The sequence below is a fragment of the Rathayibacter sp. AY1A4 genome, from assembly GCF_002930955.1.
Taxonomy (GTDB): Bacteria; Actinomycetota; Actinomycetes; order Actinomycetales; family Microbacteriaceae; genus Rathayibacter.
Genome location: NZ_PSTN01000008.1, coordinates 51,797 through 70,066, shown reverse-complemented (window position 1 = coordinate 70,066; position 18,270 = coordinate 51,797). Strand labels below are relative to the sequence as shown.

Here is an 18,270-nt window from a genome sequence, read left to right as displayed (position 1 = left end):
TCGCGGAGCACCGGGGCGGTCGCGCTCGGTCACCCTAGCGGACCCCTCGGCCGCCGCGGATCGGCCGGACGCGGACCCGCCCCGACGCTCCGGCACGCGCTCCCCGGGTCCGTTTGCACAGGCCCGAGTGCGGGCGCAACCGTCGTGTGCGAGCCGCCGCCGGTCGCTACTGTCGTGACGTGGCTCAGATACCTTTCGGCAAGGCTCAGAACGGCAAAGACGCACGGCGAGCGGGTCGCGGACGCGCACCCCAGGAGGCGTCGGCGCCTCCCGAGACGGCCGCTCCGGCGCCCGCCGCCGCCCCCGAGGCGACTCCTGCTCCCCCCGCGGCCGACAGTGCTCCGGGCGCCCCGGTGACCGCGGACGCACCCGACGCGTCGCCGGCGCCCGCGACGACCGGGAGCGGCTACCGCGTCCGCGCCGAGCGCCTGCCGATCATCGACCCGCAGCCCCGGCTCGAGGACGACCGCTGGCCCGCGAAGGCGTTCGTCGGCGAGGTCGTCCCCTTCGCCGCCACGGCCTTCCGCGAGGGGCACGACCTCATCGGCGTCGACCTCCTGCTGAGCTCGCCGTCCGGGGCCGAGTCGGAGCACCGCATGTCGCTCCTCGCGACCGGCACCGACCGCTACGGCCGTCTCGTGGCCCTCGACGAGGAGGGCGACTGGAGCTACCGCATCCGCGCCTACGCCGACGACTGGGCGACCTGGCTCCACACGGCCGAGGTCAAGATCCCGGCCGGCCTGGACATCGACGTCACCTTCGCCATCGGCGAGGGCCTGCTGCGCAGCGGCGCCGACGACTCCGCGCGGCCCGAGGGCGAGCGCAGCCTGCTCTCCGACACCGCCGCCCGCGTCGGCGACACCACGCTGAGCGCCGAGGAGCGCCTCGCCGCGGCGACCGGTCCCGCCGTCCACGGCGCGCTCGACGCCCGCCCGGTGATAAGCCTCACGAGCGTCTCGGAGCCGCGCACCGTCCACGTCGAGCGTACCCGCGCCGGCGTCGGCGCCTGGTACGAGTTCTTCCCCCGCTCCGAGGGCGCCGTGCGCCACGAGGACGGGACCGTGACCAGCGGATCCTTCCGCACCGCGATCGACCGCCTCCCCGCCGTGGCGGCGATGGGCTTCGACGTGCTCTACCTGCCGCCGATCCACCCCATCGGCCGCTCCTTCCGCAAGGGCCCGAACAACACCCTCGACGCCGGCGAGAACGATCCCGGCTCGCCGTGGGCGATCGGCTCGGCCGAGGGCGGGCACGACGCGATCCACCCGGACCTGGGTACCGAGGACGACTTCCGCGCCTTCCACGCCGCGGTCGAGGCCGCGGGGCTCGAGCTCGCCCTCGACTTCGCCCTGCAGGCCTCGCCCGACCACCCCTGGGTCACCAGCCACCCCGAGTGGTTCACGACGCTCCCCGACGGCTCGATCGCCTACGCCGAGAACCCGCCGAAGAAGTACCAGGACATCTACCCGATCAACTTCGACAACGACCCCGAGGGCATCCGTCAGGAGTCGCTGCGGGTCCTGCGGCACTGGATCGACCTGGGCGTGCGCATCTTCCGCGTCGACAACCCCCACACGAAGCCGCTCGACTTCTGGGAGTGGATCATCCACGAGGTCAACGCCGAGCACCCCGAGGTCGTCTTCCTCGCGGAGGCGTTCACCCGCCCCGCGATCATGCGCGCACTCGGCAAGGTCGGCTTCCAGCAGTCGTACTCGTACTTCACCTGGCGCAACACCAAGGAGGAGCTCGGCGAGTTCTTCACGAGCATCTCCCACGAGACGGCCGACTACATGCGGCCGAACCTCTTCGTGAACACTCCGGACATCCTCACCGAGTACCTCCAGTACGGCGGCCGCTCGGCGTACAAGGTGCGGGCGGCCCTGGCCGCGACCGCGTCGCCGCTGTGGGGGGTCTACGCCGGCTACGAACTGGTCGAGAACGTCGCTCGCCCGGGCGCCGAGGAGAACATCGACAACGAGAAGTACGAGTACAAGACGCGCGACTGGGCCGGCGCCGAGGAGTCGGGCCGCTCGCTGGCGCCGTACATCACGCGCCTCAACGAGATCCGGCGCTCGCACCCCGCGCTCGGGCAGCTGCGGAACCTGCACGTGCACGGCAGCGACGACGACGCGATCCTCGTCTACTCCAAGCACCTGCAGGCCGCGTTCACGGGCACCGGGACCGACGACACGATCATCGTCGTCGTCAACACCGACCCGCACTCGGCACGCGAGACCACGGTCCACCTCGACCTGCCCGCGATCGGGCTCGACTGGAGCGCGACCTTCGAGGTCGAAGACCTGATCACCGGCGCCGTCTGGACCTGGGGCAGCGACGACTACGTGCGGCTCGACTCGTTCGTCGAGCCCGTGCACATCCTGAGCGTGAAGGCGGACGAGCGATGAGCGGAACCACCCCCGAGGGCACGAGCCCGGCCGAGGAGGCGGGCCTCGGCGCGCACGCCGAGACGGTCCAGACGACCGGCACCAGCTCGGCGACCACCTCCGGCCACGGCGCGCACGTCGCCGACGCGGCGCCCGACGCTCGACAGCACCCCGGAGCGCAGGGCGAGAACGCGCGCAGCTACGCGGTCGAGACGGTCCCGGAGGCGCCTCAGCCGGTCGCGGCCGACGACGCCGTGACCGTCGAGCCCGACGCCGACGACGCGGAGTCCGCTCCGGTCGGCAGCGGGGCCGAGGGCGACCTGCCCGACGACACGGACGCCGCCGATTCGGTCGCAGCCGACAGCGCCGCGCCCTTCGAGACGACCGCCGGCCCCGCCGAGACGACCGCGGACCCCGCATCCGCTTCGGGCCCCGTCGACGGCACCGCGGCGATCGCGCTGCCCGACATCCCGGAGTGGGTGCTGCAGCAGCTCGCCACCGGCAGCAACGCGCTCCCCCACGACGTCCTGGGCCAGCACCTCGTCTCGGCCCCCGGCGTCTCCGACCCGGTGACGGTCGTCCGCGTGCGCCGCCCGCTCGCCGAGAAGGTCGCCGTGGTGCTCGCCACCGGCGCCCGCGTCGAGCTCAGCCACCTCAGCGACGGGATCTGGCAGGGCTTCCACGTCCTCGGTCCGCAGGCGTACACCGTCGAGGCCCGCTACGGCGGCGGCGGCGAATGGACCGCGGAGGACCCCTACCGCTTCTCGAAGACGGTCGGCGACTTCGACCTCTACCTCATCGGCGAGGGCCGCCACGAGCGCCTCTGGGAGGCGCTCGGTGCCCGCCACCGCGAGCACGAGGGGGTCTGGGGCACGAGCTTCGTCGTCTGGGCCCCGCACGCCCAGGCCGCTCGGGTCGTCGGCGACTTCAACGACTGGAACGGCGAGAGCCACTCCCTCCGCAACCTCGGGACGACCGGGGTCTGGGAGATCTTCGTCCCGGGCGTCGAGCCCGGAGCCTCCTACAAGTTCGACCTGCTCTCGCGCGACGGCCACTGGGTCCGCAAGGCCGACCCGATGGCCCGCGCAACGGAGGTGCCGCCCGCGACGGCGTCGAAGGTCCCCGTCTCGCACCACCAGTGGGGCGACTCCGGCTGGATGGAGAAGCGAGCCTCGGTCGATCCGCACACGCAGCCGCTCAGCGTCTACGAGATGCACCTCGGCTCCTGGCGTCCGGGACTGGGCTACCGCGACCTCGCGGACCCGCTGATCGAGTACGTCACCGAGCTCGGCTTCACGCACGTGGAGTTCATGCCGCTCGCCGAGCACCCGTTCGGCGGCTCCTGGGGCTACCAGGTCACCGGCTACTACGCCGCCTCCAGCCGCTTCGGCACTGCCGACGACCTCAAGTACCTGATCGACCGTCTGCACCAGGCCGGCATCGGCGTCATCGTCGACTGGGTGCCCGGGCACTTCCCCAAGGACGACTTCGCCCTCGCCCGCTTCGACGGCGAGCCGCTCTACGAGCACCCGGACTGGCGCCGCGGCGAGCAGATGGACTGGGGCACCTACGTCTTCGACTTCGGGCACACCCAGGTGCGCAACTTCCTCGTCGCGAACGCCCTGTTCTGGCTCGAGGAGTTCCACGTCGACGCCCTGCGGGTGGACGCCGTCGCCTCGATGCTCTACCTCGACTACTCCCGCAAGGAGGGCGAGTGGCTGCCGAACCAGTACGGCGGACGCGAGCACCTCGAGGCGATCAGCTTCCTCCAGGAGGTCAACGCCACGGCCTACAAGCTGCACCCCGGCATCATGATGATCGCCGAGGAGTCGACGAGCTGGCCCGGCGTCACCCAGCCCACCAGCTCCGGCGGCCTCGGCTTCGGGCTCAAGTGGAACATGGGCTGGATGCACGACTCGCTCGACTACATGGCGAACGATCCGCTGTGGCGCCAGTACCACCTGGGCGAGATCACCTTCTCGTTCGTCTACGCCTTCAGCGAGAAGTTCGTCCTGCCGATCAGCCACGACGAGGTCGTGCACGGCAAGGGCTCGCTGATCCAGAAGATGCCGGGCGACCACTGGCAGCAGCTCGCGAACGTGCGCGCCTACCTCGCCTTCATGTGGGCCCACCCCGGCAAGCAGCTGCTCTTCATGGGCCAGGAGTTCGGCCAGTACTCCGAGTGGAGCGAGGAGCGGGGTCTGGACTGGTGGATCCTCGATCAGCCGAGCCACCGCGGTCTCTGGAGCCTTGTCGGTCAGCTGAACCGCGTGTACCGCGACTCGCCGTCGCTCTGGGAGCTCGACCACGAGCAGTCGGGCTTCGAGTGGATCGACGGCGGCGCGGCGGCGGCCAACGTCGTCTCGTTCCTGCGCAAGGACAGCGAGGGTCGCCCGATCGCCGTCATCGCCAACTTCTCGGGCTCGCCCGTGCACGGCTACCGCGTGAGCCTGCCCACGGCCGGCCGCTGGGAGGAGCTCGTCAACACGGACGCCGAGATCTACGGCGGCAGCGGAGTCGGGAACTTCGGAGCGGTCGAGGCTCGCGAGGAGCCGTGGGCCGGCCGCCCGGCTTCCGCCGAGCTGGTCCTGCCCCCGCTGGCCGTGCTCTACCTGCGCCCCGCCGACTGATCGGTCCCCGCACGGAAGAGGCCGCCCGCCGCGACGATCGTCGCGAGCGGGCGGCCTCTCGGCGTTCCGGCCGGCGTCAGTAGAGCAGGCCGGTGAGCCGGGCCCGAGCCTTGTTGACGCGCGGGTCGGTCTGACCGACGATCTCGAAGAGCTCCAGGAGACGAGCCCGGACGGCGGCCTTCCCCTCGGCGTCGAGGCGCGGGAACATCGAGAGCAGCCGGTCGAACGCGTCCTCGACGTGGCCGCCCGAGACGTCCAGGTCGGCGACGGCGAGCTGCGCGTCGAGGTTCGACGGCTCGGCTGCGGCGGTCGAGCGGATGTCGTCGAGCGTGCGGCCCTGGAGGCGGGCCAGCAGCCGTACCTGAGCGAGACCGGCGACCGCGAGGTCGTCGCGCGGGTTCTGCGCGATGGCGGTCTCGTACTCGGTGATCGCCGCGGCGTAGTCGCCCCGGTCGATCGCGTCGTAGGCCTCCTGGTGGTGCGGCGGCAGCGGCTCGGGCTCGGGCTCGCCGCCCTCGGCGGGAGCGGCTCCCTCCACCGGCACCGTGCCCGTCACACCGTTCTGAGCGGCGAGCTGGAGGACCTGCTCGAGCAGGTCGCGCAGCTGCTCCTCGGCGACGAGGCCGCTGAACAGGGGCACCGGGCGGCCGCCGATGATCGCGGCGACCGTCGGCACGGACTGCACCTGGAACGCCTGCGCCAGCTGCGGGCTCGACTCCACATCGACCCCGACGAGCACGAACGCGCCGGCGTACGAGACGACGACCTTCTCGAGCAGCGCGGTCATGCTCTGGCTCTGGTCCGACCAGGAGCCGCGCAGGTCGACGATCACCGGCACGCGCGACGAGAGCTGGACCACCTGGTCGAACTCGGCGTCGCCGGCGGTCAGCAGCAGCGGATTCGCGCCGGGCGCGCCTCCGGGAGCGGCGGGCGCGGCCGGGGCGCCGGCGGAGGCGGCGGGCGGGGTGCGGCGGTTCACCAGCGACGAGAGGTCGACGGCGCCGCGGAGGTTTCCGGGCAGGGGCGGGACGGTGCTCACGGCAGCTGCACCACCGAGACGAGTCCCTGGCTCCATCCGAGCATCACGATCTTCTCCTCCGATCCGACGGGCGGTACGTAGAACAGCAGTTGGTATCCGTAGGTGGTCTCGATGCCGGTCGTCGACTTGTCCGTGCCCAGCAGGGTCTGCGAGGCGCCGGAGGTCGAGACGGTCGAGCCCTCGGCAGTGGGGCGGACGGTCGACGTCTCGGCGATGCTCGCGGCGACGAGGGCCCCCGAGTCGTTCGTCGCGAGCGCGATCGTCGGCGACGTGCCGGCGGCGTTCGAGAACTCGATCGAGGCGGTGTCCGGCAGCGCCTCGCGGTCGGCGTTCTTCTTGTCGACGCCGACCTGCCCCCGGAGGGTGTCGCCGTCGGCCGCGAAGAGCTCGGCGTACTGGCTCGAGTCGCCGTTGGCGAGCACGTCCGCGTACGCGGAGCCGACGGTCTGCGGGGCGAGCTTCATCAGGCGCGAGTCGGGCGCCACGATCGACGTGCCGACGGTGACGGGCGCGACGTCGGGGATGCGCGCGTTGGCCTCGAGCGAGATGGCGTAGTCGACCTTGTAGTCGACGCGCGGGCTCGCCTGGCTCATCATCAGCGCGATCGGGGCCTGGGTGGTGTCCGTCGAGTTCTGCACGACGGCGGTGACCAGGCGCGGCCACGACTCCGTGTCCTGCGGGAGCACCAGGCTCACCGGGGAGGCCGGGATCGTCTGCGGGGGGTCGATGGTCCCGCCCTTGGCGACGACGTCGTAGTTGGTGGTGCGCTCGGTGAGCGCCTCGCCCTGGAAGCGCTCGGCCAGGATCCCGGCGTCCCGGGCGGCGTCGGCGCGCGACGCGACATCGGCGACCTCGGCGACGACGGCCTCCGCCTGCTGCGTGGTGACCACGGGGGTCGGCTCGGCCGAGACCGGCTCTGCCCCCGCGGTCGCCGTGGCGGACGCGGTCGGCGCCTCGCTCGCGCCCGCGGCGAGATCAGGCCAGTAGTCGGAGCTGCAGCCGGAGAGCAGGACGGTCGTCCCGAGGACGACGGGCAGCACCAGGGCGGCCCGGCGGCGCGAGGGCGCCGGCGACGCCGTGGAGGCCTGGATCCCGGCACGCGGCCGGGGGCGGCGGGCACCGCGGGGGATCCGACCCTGCGGTCCCTTCCGGCGCGGGCCGTGCTGGCGGCGCAGGTGGACGAAGGCCCAGATGTAGAGGACGAGGCCGAGGAGGAGGAACACGGCTCCTCCGAGCAGCAGCGGGCCGGCGAGGGGCGTCGCGGTGTCCACGGGCCAGCTGACGCGCACGGAGTCGGCTGCCGGCGCGGTGCCGTCGCTCGCGATGAGGATGGAGACGTCCTCCGGCACGTCGAGCGCCAGGGTCACGCTGCCGCTCCCCTCGAACTCCTCGAGCCAGAGGTCGGAGCCGCGCGGATCGACGACCGCCACGTCGGCGGTCTCGACGTCGGAGGAGAGCTGGACGCGCTCGCCCGTCTCCTCCGCGGAGGTGAGGGTGTCGTCGGCGCGCTCGTAGCCGATGGCGTCGTAGCTCGAGCCGCCCACCCAGCCCAGCACGTCGGAGGTCCGGGCGTAGGCGACGACGACGTCGCCGCTGCCCTCGACCGTGATCGTCTGGCGTCCCGGGTTGGCGCCCAGGGTGCTGCCGTCGATGACCGCGTAGGGAGCGGAGGAGTCGAGCGCGGTCTCGGCGGTGAGGGACTCCGGAGGAGCCCAGACCGTCCGCTGACCGATGCCGAGCACGATCATCGCGGCAGCGATGACGGTGGCGATGATGGCGAAGACGAACCGCACGAAAGAACTCCTCCTGCGTTGCCGGATCGGGGTGACGGCCGGGGCCGGCTCGGGGTACGCAGCCGGACCGGGGCGCGACGGCAACAGACAAAGACAGTCCACGATAGCCGATGCCCTCGCTCCGATGCCCGGGAGAAGCCGAGAGTGCGGCCCGGGCGGCGCGCGGTGCGGGTGTCGCCCCGGCCGCGGCCTCCGCGCTGAATACACTTTCCGAGTGCCGCGAGCCCCACCGCGGTCCTGCTCTGAAGGAGACGACGTGGCGAACGACGAGGCCGAATTCACCCAGGTGTTCCGTGGCTACGACCGGGACGAGGTCGACAAGGCCGTCCAGGGCCTGCGCCGCGAGCTCATCCACTCGAACACCCAGGCGGCCGAGAGCGGCCGCGAGGTGAAGCGCCTGTCCTCCCGGATCGAGGGCCTCGAGAAGGAGCTGCAGCAGGTCGGCACTCCCACCTACGCCGGCCTGGGCGCCAAGCTCGAGCACACCCTGCGCGTGGCCGAGGAGCAGTCCGAGCGGATCATCGCCCAGGCCGAGAACGACGCCTCCGCCCTCCGCCGCTCCACCCGCGACGACGGCGACCGCATCCTCCAGGAGGCGCGCGACGAGGCCGAGCGCCTGGTGACCGAGGCGCGCCGCCGTGCGGACCGGACCCGCGACGAGTCCGAGGCGCAGGCCGCGGCGACGCTCGGCAAGGCCGCCGACGACCGTGACGTGATGACCCAGGACGCCGTCCGCGAGGCCGCCGCGATCCGCGGCACCGTGGCGACCGAGGCCGCCGAGACCCGCGCCACCGCGAAGCGCGAGGCCGCCGCGATCCGCTCCGAGGCCGAGCGCGAGGCTGCGGAGATGCGCGCCGTCGCCGCCCGCGAGATCGAGGTCGCCCGCGCCGAGGCCGCTCGCCTCGCCCAGGCCAACGAGCTCCTGCGGGCCGAGGTCGCCTCCGAGGTCGACCGGCTCCGGGCGGCCGTCGAGGCCGAGGTCGCCCAGGCTCGCGCGGCGGTCGAGGCCGAGGTGCTCTCGACCCGCGCCGCGCTCGACGCCGAGGTCGCCGCAGTCCGCGCCGAGGGCGCCCGCGAGATCGCCGACCAGCGCACCCGGCTCACCCAGGAGCGCGCCGAGGCCGTCGCCGTGCTCGACGCCGAGCTGGCGGGCCTGCGTGCCGCGTCCGCCGACGAGGCCGCTGCGCTCTCGCGCGAGGTCGAGCAGGCCCGGATCGACCTGGTGGTCGAGCTCGCCGCGCGCCGCGAGGAGGCCGACCGCGACGACCTGCTCCGCCACCAGGAGGCCGTCGCGCAGACCCAGCGCTACCTCGACGAGTCGAACCTGCAGCTCGCCGACGCCATCCGACGCGCGAACGACAAGCGCCTCGAGGCGGACGCCCTCCGCAGCGACGCCCTCGACGACACGACGCGACTGCGCCGGAAGGCCCAGGACGACTCCGACGCCCTCCTCGACGACGCGCGCGACCAGGCGCAGAAGCTCGTCGCGGACGCGGAGCGCCGCAGCCGCGAGCTGATGGACACCGCCGAGCGGCGCCTCGACGAGATCCGCACCGAGCGCGACGCGATCGCCGGCTACGTGTCCGGACTGCGCGGGCTCATCGGGCACATCGACGGACTCGCGGACGACAGCGACGGCGACGACTCCGACGGCAGCGGCTCCGACGGCGGCTCGTCCGGCCGCTAGGCGGTCGCCGCACGGGCGGGCTCAGCCGAGCTCGCCCGTCCACTCCGTCGGCAGCGGGGACGAGGCGGGCGCGACCACCCGCACGATCTCGTCGAGGACGCGCCGGGTCTGCGCCTCGCCGACCCAGAGGTGCTTCCCGCCCTCCACGGCGACAAGGTCCAGCTGCGGCACGCTCGCGAAGCGCTCGGCGGCCGCCTCCGGCCGCAGGTAGTCGTCGAACTCCGGGACGACCGCCACGAGCGGGCGGCCGTCCTCGCCCCAGGCGGCGACCTCCTCCGCGCTCGTGCGGTGCAGCGGCGGCGAGAGCAGGATCGCTCCCTCGACGGGGTGCTCCCTCCCCCACTTCAGCGCGAGCTCGGTGCCGAAGGACCAGCCGACCAGCCAGGGGTGCGGCAGTCCGCGCTCCGCGACGAGCGCCAGGGCTGCGGCGACGTCGGCGCGCTCCTCGGTGCCGTGTCCGAACGCGCCCTCGCTCGTGCCGCGCGGCGACGTGGTGCCGCGGGTGTTGAAGCGGAGGACCGCCAGGTCGGCGAGCGCGGGCAGGCGGGCGGCGGCCTTCCGCAGGATGTGCGAGTCCATGAAGCCGCCGTGGGTGGGCAGCGGATGCAGGGTGACCAGGGTCGCGACCGGCTCGCGCTCCAGGGGCAGCGCGAGCTCCCCGACAAGGGTCAGCCCGTCGGCCGTGTGCAGCTCGATGTCCTCGCGGCGGGCGGGGAGGACGACGCCTCCGCGGATCTCGTGGGTCATCGTGCTCGTGCTCCTCGGATTCTCCAGCAGTGCGTGTGCCAGTGGCGGCGGCCGGCCAGGTCGGCCGCGTCGCCGAGCGCGCCGTCGGCCCGCCAGGTGACCAGGTGCGGCTGGCCGATGTCGATGGTGAGCCCGCAGCCCGGGCAGAGGTAGTTCTTCACGGCCCGCGCTGCGGAGACGGGCTGGACGTTCCACTCCCGGCCGGCGTGAAACTCGGTGCGCCGGAAGCCGGCGAGCATCTGCGAGAGGTCGCGCTGCTCGTCGTCGTCGTCACGGCGGCCGCCCCGGGGTCTGTTGCTGCGCGGCATCCCCCCAGTCTAGGAGGCCGCCGCCGTGCCCCTCCCGTCAGTGGGAGCTGTCGTCCATCTCGAGCCGGGTCTCCTCGGCGTCGAGCATCAGCTGCGCCCGCCGCAGCGTCCGCGAGGAGTAGACCCCGCGCCCCCGGGCGTCCAGCAGTGCCTCCCGCTCGGCGAGCAGGACCGCTCGGCGCAGCCGCAGGTACTGCGCGTGCGGGCCGAGCGGCGCGTCCTCCGCGCGGCCGACCTGCTCCCACGCCACCTGCGAGCGGGTCAGAGTGTCGCGGCGCACGCGCTCGAGAACGCGCTCGCCCGCCTCGCCGTCGGGCAGCTCCGCCACCGCCTCGGGCAGGGCCTGGATGCCCGTGGCCGCGACCTCGTCGAGCAGCGTCGCGAGCTCGCGGCGGTCGGCCTCGCCGTCGGTGCCCTGGATGCCGGTGAGCCGGATCAGCGCGGGGAGCGTCGCACCCTGCAGGAGCAGCGTCACGACGGCGACAGTGAAGGCGATGAGGATCAGCTGGGAGCGGTAGGGAGTCTCGTCCGGCAGCGACTGGGCCGCGGCGAGCGTGACCACGCCGCGCATCCCGGACCAGGACAGGACGACTCCTCCGCGCCATCCGAACGCCTCGCTCGTGGTCGCGGCCAGATCGGTCTCGCGCCGGAGGTAGAGCCGCTCCGCTCTCACCTGCCGCCGCCGGAAGCGCTCGTCGCTGGTGGCGCTGTTGCGCAGTCGCATGAGGCCCACCGCCAGCCGCCGGTTGATCCGCTCCGCCCGCCGACCGGAGCTGCGCAGCCACAGGAGCAGCGGCCACACGAAGAGGGCCCGCAGCACGATCAGGATGACCACGGTGGCCAGACCCAGCAGCACCGCGGTGCCCACTCCGAACTCGCCCGGGTTCACGACCCCGGAGACGATCGCCTTGATCTCGGCGCCCATGAGCAGGAAGACGCCGTTCTCGAGCAGGAACTGCGCCGTCCGCCAGTTCACCCGCTCGCTGATCCGCGACTGCGGCGAGAGGAAGCGCGCGCTGTTGTGCCCCGTGTAGATCCCGGTGACCACGACGGCGAGCACCCCGGACGCGCCCAGCTCCTCGGCCGGGATGTAGGCCAGGAACGGCACGGCGAAGGACACGGCGGTGTCGAGCACCGGGTCCCGCAGCTTCGAGCGCACGAAGACGGTGAGCACGCCCATCACCAGTCCGAGGACGATCGCCATCAGGACGGAGTAGACGAAGAGGACCCCCACCTCGCCCACGTCGATCGCGTCGGTCGTGACGGAGGCGCCGACCACGGCCGCCGCAGCCGTCGCGGCGCGCAGCAGCACCAGCGCCGACGCGTCGTTCACGAGGCTCTCGCCCTCGAGCACCGTCACCAGGCGGGGCGGGAGTCCGAGCTTCTTGCCGATCGAGGTCGCGGCCACCGCGTCGGTCGGGCTCACGACGGCGCCCAGAGCGATCGCCGCGGGCAGGCTCAGATCGGGGAACACGAGGTAGAGGAAGCCGCCGACCACGAGGGCGGTCACGACGACCAGGAGGACCGAGAGCCCGAAGATCGAGCGCAGGTTCCGCCGGAAGTCGGTGAGGGGCACCTGGATCGCGGCCGAGTACAGCAGCGGCGGCAGCACGCCCGCGAGGATCAGCTCAGGCTCGACCTCGATGTCCGGGACCCCGGGGAGGTAGGACGCGCCGATCCCGATGACGACCAGGAGCAGCGGTGCGGCGATTCCAAGGCGGCTCGAGAACCGCGCGACGGTGACGACCGTGATGATCCCGACGACCCCGAGCAGCGCGTAATCCACGGCACCAGGGTAGCGAGAGCCTCAGCCCGCCGGACGCGGTGCCGAGCGGAGGAGAACGATCAGTACCAGCCGACCGACTCGGAGTGGGCCCAGGCGCCGCAGGGCGAGCCGTAGCGCCCGGAGATGTAGCCGAGGCCCCAGGTGATCTGGGTGCTCGCGTTGGTCGCCCAGTCGGAGCCGGCCGTCGCCATCTTGCTGCCGGGGAGTGCCTGCGGGATGCCGTAGGCACCGCTGGACTTGTTCTCGGCGTAGACGTTCCAGCCGGACTCGCGGTTCCAGAGGAGGACGAGGCAGTCGTACTCGCTGTCGGCCCAGCCGCGCTGCACGATCATGTCGTACGCGATGGCCTTCGCGGATCCGGGATCCGGAGCGGCGGCGCGCTGGACGGGAGCGGCGGTCTCCGCCTCGGCGGAGCCCGACTCCTCCTCGTCGGCGGTCGCGGAAGCGGTCTGAGTCTCGGTCGGAGTGGGCGTCGGGGTCGGAGTGGGCGTCGGCTTCGCCTCGGCGCCGAACGAGTCGCGCTGGACGGTCCGCTCGACGGCGTCCGCGACGACGAGCCGCTGCGCGGAGTCGCCGTTGAAGCGCGCCGGGGCCTGGTAGTAGGGGGAGGCGACCGCGCCGCTGGACGGATCGACGACGTTCACCATGGCGAACGCGATCGAGGCCGTGAAGGCCAGCACCGTCACCGGGATCCGAGCCCAGGAGCGCCGCACCGGGGTCTGGTGCGGGACCGCCGGGCGACCGCTGGTGCGGTTCGCGGGCGTGTGGGCGACGGAGGTCTGAGGATGCTGAGCCACGATTAAGAAAGCATAACGGACGATGACCTGATCGGCCAGCAGATCCGGCTCCGGTCAGCGGACCGCCAGCATCACATCGACGACCGTGTCGAGCAGCAGGTCGACCTGCGCCTCGGCGTACCCGCCGCGCTGCGGGGCGAAGGAGACGGTCCGCACGTCGTCCACGGTCAGCACCGATCCGTCGCGGAAGTACCCGGAGATCCGGTCGGCGAAGGCGTCGACCTGGCGGATGTTGTAGCCCGTCGTGAGAGCACCGGCCCGGGTGAACCGCTCGCGGGGAGCGCGGGCCAGCCGGTTCACGATCTCCTGGGCGGTCGACCGCGCGTCCGCGAGCCACGCCTCCTCGCCCCGGGCCGCGATCGCGTACTGGCGCTCCCGCAGGGCGAAGGCGTCCTCGAGGCGCTCGAGCGCCGCATCGACGTGGGGCGCGGAGTAGCCGCCCTTGCGCAGGGTGAACGCGGTGTGGCGCAGGTCGGCGGCGCGGAGGTCCGCCGGTCCCCCGGAGAGCTGCGAGTAGGCCTCGCGCGCCGACGCGAGGAAGGAGTCGACCTCGGCCGTGTCGTAGCCGGGACGGGACTCGCGGGCTCGGGGGAAGGGAGCGGTCATCCCGACATCATGCCAAGCCGCGCGCCGGGAGCGGAATCGGCACGCCCCGGTGAGGCGTGCGCTCAGTGGGCGAAGAGGAAGTACAGCACGTAGGCCGCTGCGGCCGACGGCAGGATCGAGTCCAGCCGGTCGAGGACTCCCCCGTGGCCGGGCAGCCAGGAGCTCATGTCCTTGATGCCGATGTCGCGCTTGATCAGCGACTCGGCGAGGTCGCCGAGCGTCGCGGTGAGGAGCACCACGGCCCCGAACACCGCGCCGACCCACCAGGGCTGGCCGAGCATCAGCAGGGCGAGCAGGACGCCGACGACGATCCCCGCGACGGCCGCACCGGCGAACCCCTCCCAGGTCTTCTTCGGGCTGATCCGCGGTGCCATCGGGTGCTTGCCCCAGGTGAGTCCGCTCACGTAGGCGCCGGTGTCGACGACGATCACGAGCACCAGGAACGCGAACGCCCAGAGCTGGCCGCCGGGCTCGGCGACGAGACGGATCGCGAAGGCACCGAGGAAGGTCGTGTAGCCCTGGACGAACGCGCCGAGGCCGATGTCGAGGGCGAGGTCCCTCCGACTGGAGGCGGTGCGCCGGAAGAGCTGCTCCCCCAGCCGCCAGAGGCCGACGAGGACGGATCCGCCGAGGACCGTGGCCCACGCGGCGCCGAGGCCGCCGTAGTAGGCGGCCGGCACGGCGACGACCGCCACGATCCCGGTCGGGATGCGCGGGATATCGCGACCGGCGTGGCGCAGGGCGTTCGAGAGCTCCAGCGCCGCGAGCAGCACCACCACCCCCGCGAGCACCATGAAGAGCTCCTTGACCAGGAGGAGGCTGACGACCATCGCGCCGCCGCCGAGGAGTCCGATCGCGGTCGCCGACACGAGGTTCCGGCCCGAGCGCGCGGTGAGACGGTCGTTCGTCGCCTCGAGCTGGGCGCGGGTCGCCTCGAGCTGGCGCTCGACGTCGGCCCGGCCCTGCTGGGCGCGCGCACGCAGCGCGTCGCGGGTGACCATCCGGGATCCCCGGGCACCCGGGACGTGCGGAGACGGTCTCTTCTCGCCGCCCTCGGGTCCTTCGGGGATCTCGGGCACCGCTACACCTCGAGCAGTTCGGATTCCTTGCGCTTGAGCGCCTCGTCGATCGCGTCGACGTGCTGCTTCGTGAGCGCCTCGAGCTCCTTCTCGCCGCGGGCGAGCTCGTCGTCGCCGATGTCGCCCTTCAGCGCGTCGAGGTCGTCCTTGCCCTTGCGGCGGATGTTGCGCACCGCGATCTTGGCGTCCTCGGCCTTGGTGCGGACGATCTTGACGAACTCCTTGCGGCGCTCGGCGGTGAGCTCCGGCAGAGTCACGCGGATGATCGTGCCGTCGTTGGTCGGGTTCGCGCCGAGGTTCGGCATGTCCCGGATGGCCTGCTCGATGTCGCGCAGCGAGCCCTTGTCGTAGGGCGTCAGGACGAGCGTGCGGGCCTCCTGGTTCTGCATCGAGGCGAGCTGCGACAGCGGCGTCGGGGTGCCGTAGTAGCTCACCAGCACCTTCTGGAACATGCCGGGGTTCGCGCGTCCGGTGCGGACCGTGGAGAAGTCCTCCTTGGCGACCTCGACGGCCTTGCCCATCTTGGTCTTCGCGTCGGCCAGTACATCCGAGATCACAGGGAGCTCCTTAAGAGAGGGAAGTGGTCAGTCTAGTTCGAGACGAGCGTGCCGAGCTCGGCGCCGCGGATGGCCTTCGCGACGTTGCCCGAGGGCTCCATGCCGAAGACCTGCATCGGCATGCCGTTGTCCATGCAGAGGCTGAACGCGGTGGAGTCGACCACCTTGAGGCCCCGCTGGAGCGCCTCCTGGTAGGTCAGCGCGTCGAGCTTCTTCGCGTCGGGGTTCGTCCGCGGGTCGGCGTCGTACACGCCGTCCACGCCGTTCTTGGCGACGAGGACCACGTCGGCGTGCGTCTCGAGCGCGCGCTGCGCGGCGACCGTGTCGGTCGAGAAGTACGGGAGTCCGGCGCCGGCGCCGAAGATGACGACGCGGCCCTTCTCCATGTGCCGGATCGCCCGGCGGGGGATGTAGGGCTCCGCGACCTGCGTCATCGCGATCGCGGACTGCACGCGCGTCTCGGCGCCCGCCTGCTCGAGGAAGTCCTGGAGGGCGAGGGCGTTCATCACCGTGCCCAGCATGCCCATGTAGTCGGCCCGGCCGCGGTCCATGCCGCGCTGCGAGAGCTCGGCTCCGCGGAAGAAGTTGCCGCCGCCGACGACCACCGAGATCTCCACCTCGGTCGCGGCATCGGCGATCTCGCGCGCCAGGGCGCTGATCACGTCCGGGTTCACGCCGAGCGTGCCGGCTCCGAACGCCTCCCCCGACAGCTTCAGAAGCACCCTGCGGCGCTTGCCCGTCGTCATCGCATCCGTCTCCGTCATGGACGTTTCCTCCCGTAGACCCGTACAAACCTATCCCGCGCGGAGCGGGCCCCGCGACCACGCCCGGGACCGCCCCGGGCAGAGCGAAGGGAGCCCGGGTCGACTGAACGACCCGGACTCCCTCCTGCAGTGCTGTTAGGCGCCGACCTTGAAACGGGCGAAGCCCGACACGGTCAGGCCCGCGTCGCTCAGGACCTTGCTGACGGACAGCTTGTTGTCCTTCGCGTAGTCCTGGTCGAGCAGGGCGACCTGCTTGAAGTACGCGTTCACGCGTCCCTCGATGATCTTCGGCAGGGCGGCCTCGGGCTTGCCCTCGCCGCGCGAGATCTCCTCGACAATGCGGCGCTCGTTGTCGACCTCGGACTGCGGCACGTCCTCGCGCGAGAGGTAGGACGGGTTCGCGAACGAGATGTGCTGGGCGACGGAGCGCGCGGTCTCGGCGTCCTCACCCGCGTAGCCGACGACCACGCCGACCTGCGGGGGCAGGTCCTTGTTCGTCTTGTGGAGGTAGATCGCGAAGTGCTCGCCCGAGACGGAGGCCACGCGGCGCAGCTCCACCTTCTCGCCGAGGATCGCGGCCTCGTCGTTGATGAGGTCGGCGACGGTCTTGCCGTCGGCGGGGGCCGCGAGGGCCTCCTCGACCGTGGTGGAGCCGGCGGCGACGACCGCGGCGAGCACGGCGTCGGCGAGGGCGATGAACTTCGTGCCCTTGGCGACGAAGTCGGTCTCGCAGGCGAGCTCGATCATCGTGGCGACCCCGTCCTTCTCGGCGGCGGCGACGAGGCCCTCGCTCGTGGAGCGGTCGGCGCGCTTCGCGTTGCCCTTGGCGCCCTTGAGGCGGAGGATCTCGACCGCCTTGTCCAGGTCGCCGTCGGCCTCGACGAGCGCGTTCTTCGTGTCGACCATGCCGGTACCGAGCTGCTCGCGCAGCGTCTTGACGTCAGCGAGGCTGAAATTTGCCATGTTCTCGGAACTCCTCTTGGTTCGGAAACCCTGTGGCGCCGTCACTCGCGGCGGCGGGCTCACGGGAGGAGCCCAGCACGCCGAGGTGACGGCGGTTCTTACTCGTGGTGAACGTGCACCGACCGAGCGGGGGCCGGACGACCGCGGGTGCGGCGTCCGACCCCCGTCACGGAACGGGGTGTCAGGCGGTGGCGGTCTCGTCGGTCGAAGTCGCGGCGGCCTCGGGGGCCTCCTCCGCGGCGGGGGTCTCGGCCTCGACGACGGCCTCGTCGGCGGTCTCGGCCTCGGCGTCGGCGACCTTCTCGGTCTCCGCGCCGGCCTGCTCGTTCGGCTCCTGCACGTCGGCGGCGGGCGCACCGGTGGAGAGCAGCTCCTGCTCCCACTCGGCCAGCGGCTCGACGGCGGAGACGTTGCCCTCGGCCTCGGGCTTCTGGTGGCGCTGGATGAGGCCCTCGGCCGCGGCGTCGGCGACGATGCGGGTGAGCAGGCTCACCGAGCGGATCGCGTCGTCGTTGCCCGGGATCGGGTACTGGACCTCGTCCGGGTCGCAGTTCGTGTCGAGGATGCCGATGACCGGGATGCCCAGCTTCTTGGCCTCGTCGATCGCGAGGTGCTCCTTCTTGGTGTCGACGACCCAGAGGGCCGACGGCGTCTTCGAGAGGTTGCGGATGCCGCCGAGCGACTTGTGCAGCTTGTCGAGCTCGCGCTTCTTGATGAGGAGCTCCTTCTTGGTGAAGCCGCTCTTCGACGTGTCGTCGAAGTCGAGCTCCTCCAGCTCCTTCATGCGGGCGAGGCGCTTCGAGACCGTCTGGAAGTTGGTCAGGAGGCCGCCGAGCCAGCGCTGGTTCACGTAGGGCTGGCCGACGCGGGTCGCCTGCTCCGAGATCGCGTTCTGCGCCTGCTTCTTGGTGCCGACGAAAAGGATGGTGCCGCCGTGGGCGACCGTCTCCTTGACGAAGTCGTAGGTCTTGTCGATGTAGGCCAGCGACTGCTGGAGGTCGATGATGTAGCTGCCCGAGCGCTCGGTCAGGATGAAGCGCTTCATCTTCGGGTTCCAGCGACGGGTCTGGTGCCCGAAGTGGACGCCGCTGTCGAGCAGCTGGCGCATGGTGACGACTGCCATGAGTCGT

The 18,270-nt window shown here is 72.1% G+C and carries 15 protein-coding genes; 3 read left to right on the top strand and 12 right to left on the bottom strand.

The window, feature by feature from the left end; all coding sequences use genetic code 11:
• Positions 1-434 precede the first annotated feature (434 nt).
• Both C5B92_RS06805 and glgB read left to right on the top strand, forming a co-directional pair.
• A complete protein-coding gene (locus tag C5B92_RS06805) occupies positions 435-2,405 on the top strand; it encodes an alpha-1,4-glucan--maltose-1-phosphate maltosyltransferase (protein WP_308471282.1) in 1,971 nt (656 codons plus the stop codon).
• Positions 2,402-5,014 carry a 1,4-alpha-glucan branching protein GlgB gene (gene glgB / locus C5B92_RS06800; protein ID WP_104350191.1) on the top strand — a complete coding sequence of 871 codons (2,613 nt, stop codon included), beginning with the start codon at positions 2,402-2,404 and terminating at the stop codon, positions 5,012-5,014. Before C5B92_RS06805 ends, glgB begins: the two co-directional genes overlap by 4 nt.
• 76 nt (positions 5,015-5,090) lie before the next feature.
• Here the strand turns inward: glgB and C5B92_RS06795 are convergent, their stop codons facing one another.
• Together C5B92_RS06795 and C5B92_RS06790 are read right to left on the bottom strand one after the other, a co-directional pair.
• Complete coding sequence (locus C5B92_RS06795; RefSeq protein ID WP_104350190.1) at positions 5,091-6,053, bottom strand: tetratricopeptide repeat protein; 963 nt, start codon at positions 6,051-6,053, stop codon at positions 5,091-5,093.
• Positions 6,050-7,846, bottom strand: coding sequence for a hypothetical protein (locus C5B92_RS06790; protein WP_104350189.1), 1,797 nt, complete (start codon positions 7,844-7,846; stop codon positions 6,050-6,052). Before C5B92_RS06790 ends, C5B92_RS06795 begins: the two co-directional genes overlap by 4 nt.
• Before the next feature lie 256 nt (positions 7,847-8,102).
• On the opposite strand from C5B92_RS06790, the gene C5B92_RS06785 reads away from it, so the two are divergent.
• Positions 8,103-9,533, top strand: a complete 1,431-nt coding sequence (locus tag C5B92_RS06785) for a DivIVA domain-containing protein (RefSeq protein ID WP_104254950.1) — start codon at positions 8,103-8,105, stop codon at positions 9,531-9,533.
• A 21-nt stretch (positions 9,534-9,554) separates the two neighbouring features.
• Here C5B92_RS06785 and C5B92_RS06780 read toward each other — a convergent pair whose 3' ends face one another.
• The 10 genes from C5B92_RS06780 to rpsB all read right to left on the bottom strand — a co-directional run bounded on the left by C5B92_RS06780 (position 9,555) and on the right by rpsB (position 18,263).
• Entirely contained in the window at positions 9,555-10,280 is a 726-nt protein-coding gene (locus C5B92_RS06780) for an alpha/beta hydrolase (protein ID WP_104254951.1), read from the bottom strand.
• Entirely contained in the window at positions 10,277-10,588 is a 312-nt protein-coding gene (locus C5B92_RS06775) for a hypothetical protein (RefSeq protein ID WP_181028758.1), read from the bottom strand. Before C5B92_RS06775 ends, C5B92_RS06780 begins: the two co-directional genes overlap by 4 nt.
• A 37-nt stretch (positions 10,589-10,625) precedes the next feature.
• On the bottom strand, positions 10,626-12,374 hold the full coding sequence (locus C5B92_RS06770; RefSeq protein ID WP_104254952.1) for a sodium:proton antiporter: 1,749 nt from the start codon (positions 12,372-12,374) through the stop codon (positions 10,626-10,628).
• Positions 12,375-12,433: 59 nt separating this feature from the next.
• On the bottom strand, positions 12,434-13,171 hold the full coding sequence (locus tag C5B92_RS06765; RefSeq protein WP_258061290.1) for a lytic transglycosylase domain-containing protein: 738 nt from the start codon (positions 13,169-13,171) through the stop codon (positions 12,434-12,436).
• 54 nt (positions 13,172-13,225) lie between these two features.
• On the bottom strand, positions 13,226-13,777 hold the full coding sequence (locus C5B92_RS06760) for a DivIVA domain-containing protein (protein ID WP_104226865.1): 552 nt from the start codon (positions 13,775-13,777) through the stop codon (positions 13,226-13,228).
• 62 nt (positions 13,778-13,839) lie between these two features.
• The gene (locus C5B92_RS06755) at positions 13,840-14,778 is read right to left on the bottom strand and encodes a phosphatidate cytidylyltransferase (protein ID WP_104232500.1); all 939 of its coding nucleotides are present in this window, start codon (positions 14,776-14,778) and stop codon (positions 13,840-13,842) included.
• 80 nt (positions 14,779-14,858) lie between these two features.
• A complete protein-coding gene (gene frr, locus C5B92_RS06750; protein WP_104232499.1) occupies positions 14,859-15,413 on the bottom strand; it encodes a ribosome recycling factor in 555 nt (184 codons plus the stop codon).
• Positions 15,414-15,445: 32 nt separating this feature from the next.
• A complete protein-coding gene (pyrH, locus tag C5B92_RS06745) occupies positions 15,446-16,159 on the bottom strand; it encodes a UMP kinase (protein ID WP_374952923.1) in 714 nt (237 codons plus the stop codon).
• A 153-nt stretch (positions 16,160-16,312) separates the two neighbouring features.
• Positions 16,313-17,140 (bottom strand): translation elongation factor Ts, encoded by an 828-nt coding sequence (tsf, locus tag C5B92_RS06740; protein WP_104223895.1) that lies wholly within the window; start codon positions 17,138-17,140, stop codon positions 16,313-16,315.
• Positions 17,141-17,321: 181 nt separating this feature from the next.
• Positions 17,322-18,263 carry a 30S ribosomal protein S2 gene (gene rpsB, locus C5B92_RS06735; RefSeq protein ID WP_104254953.1) on the bottom strand — a complete coding sequence of 314 codons (942 nt, stop codon included), beginning with the start codon at positions 18,261-18,263 and terminating at the stop codon, positions 17,322-17,324.
• Positions 18,264-18,270 lie beyond the last annotated feature (7 nt).

Excerpts from the sequence above, each read along its gene's own strand:
- rpsB (WP_104254953.1), bottom strand. The coding sequence starts at position 18,263 with ATGGCAGTCGTCACCATGCGCCAGCTGCTCGACAGCGGCGTCCACTTC.
- C5B92_RS06775 (WP_181028758.1), bottom strand. The coding sequence starts at position 10,588 with ATGCCGCGCAGCAACAGACCCCGGGGCGGCCGCCGTGACGACGACGAC.
- C5B92_RS06780 (WP_104254951.1), bottom strand. The coding sequence starts at position 10,280 with ATGACCCACGAGATCCGCGGAGGCGTCGTCCTCCCCGCCCGCCGCGAG.
- C5B92_RS06755 (WP_104232500.1), bottom strand. The coding sequence starts at position 14,778 with ATGGTCACCCGCGACGCGCTGCGTGCGCGCGCCCAGCAGGGCCGGGCC.
- glgB (WP_104350191.1), top strand. The coding sequence starts at position 2,402 with ATGAGCGGAACCACCCCCGAGGGCACGAGCCCGGCCGAGGAGGCGGGC.
- tsf (WP_104223895.1), bottom strand. The coding sequence starts at position 17,140 with ATGGCAAATTTCAGCCTCGCTGACGTCAAGACGCTGCGCGAGCAGCTC.
- C5B92_RS06760 (WP_104226865.1), bottom strand. The coding sequence starts at position 13,777 with ATGACCGCTCCCTTCCCCCGAGCCCGCGAGTCCCGTCCCGGCTACGAC.
- pyrH (WP_374952923.1), bottom strand. The coding sequence starts at position 16,159 with ATGACGACGGGCAAGCGCCGCAGGGTGCTTCTGAAGCTGTCGGGGGAG.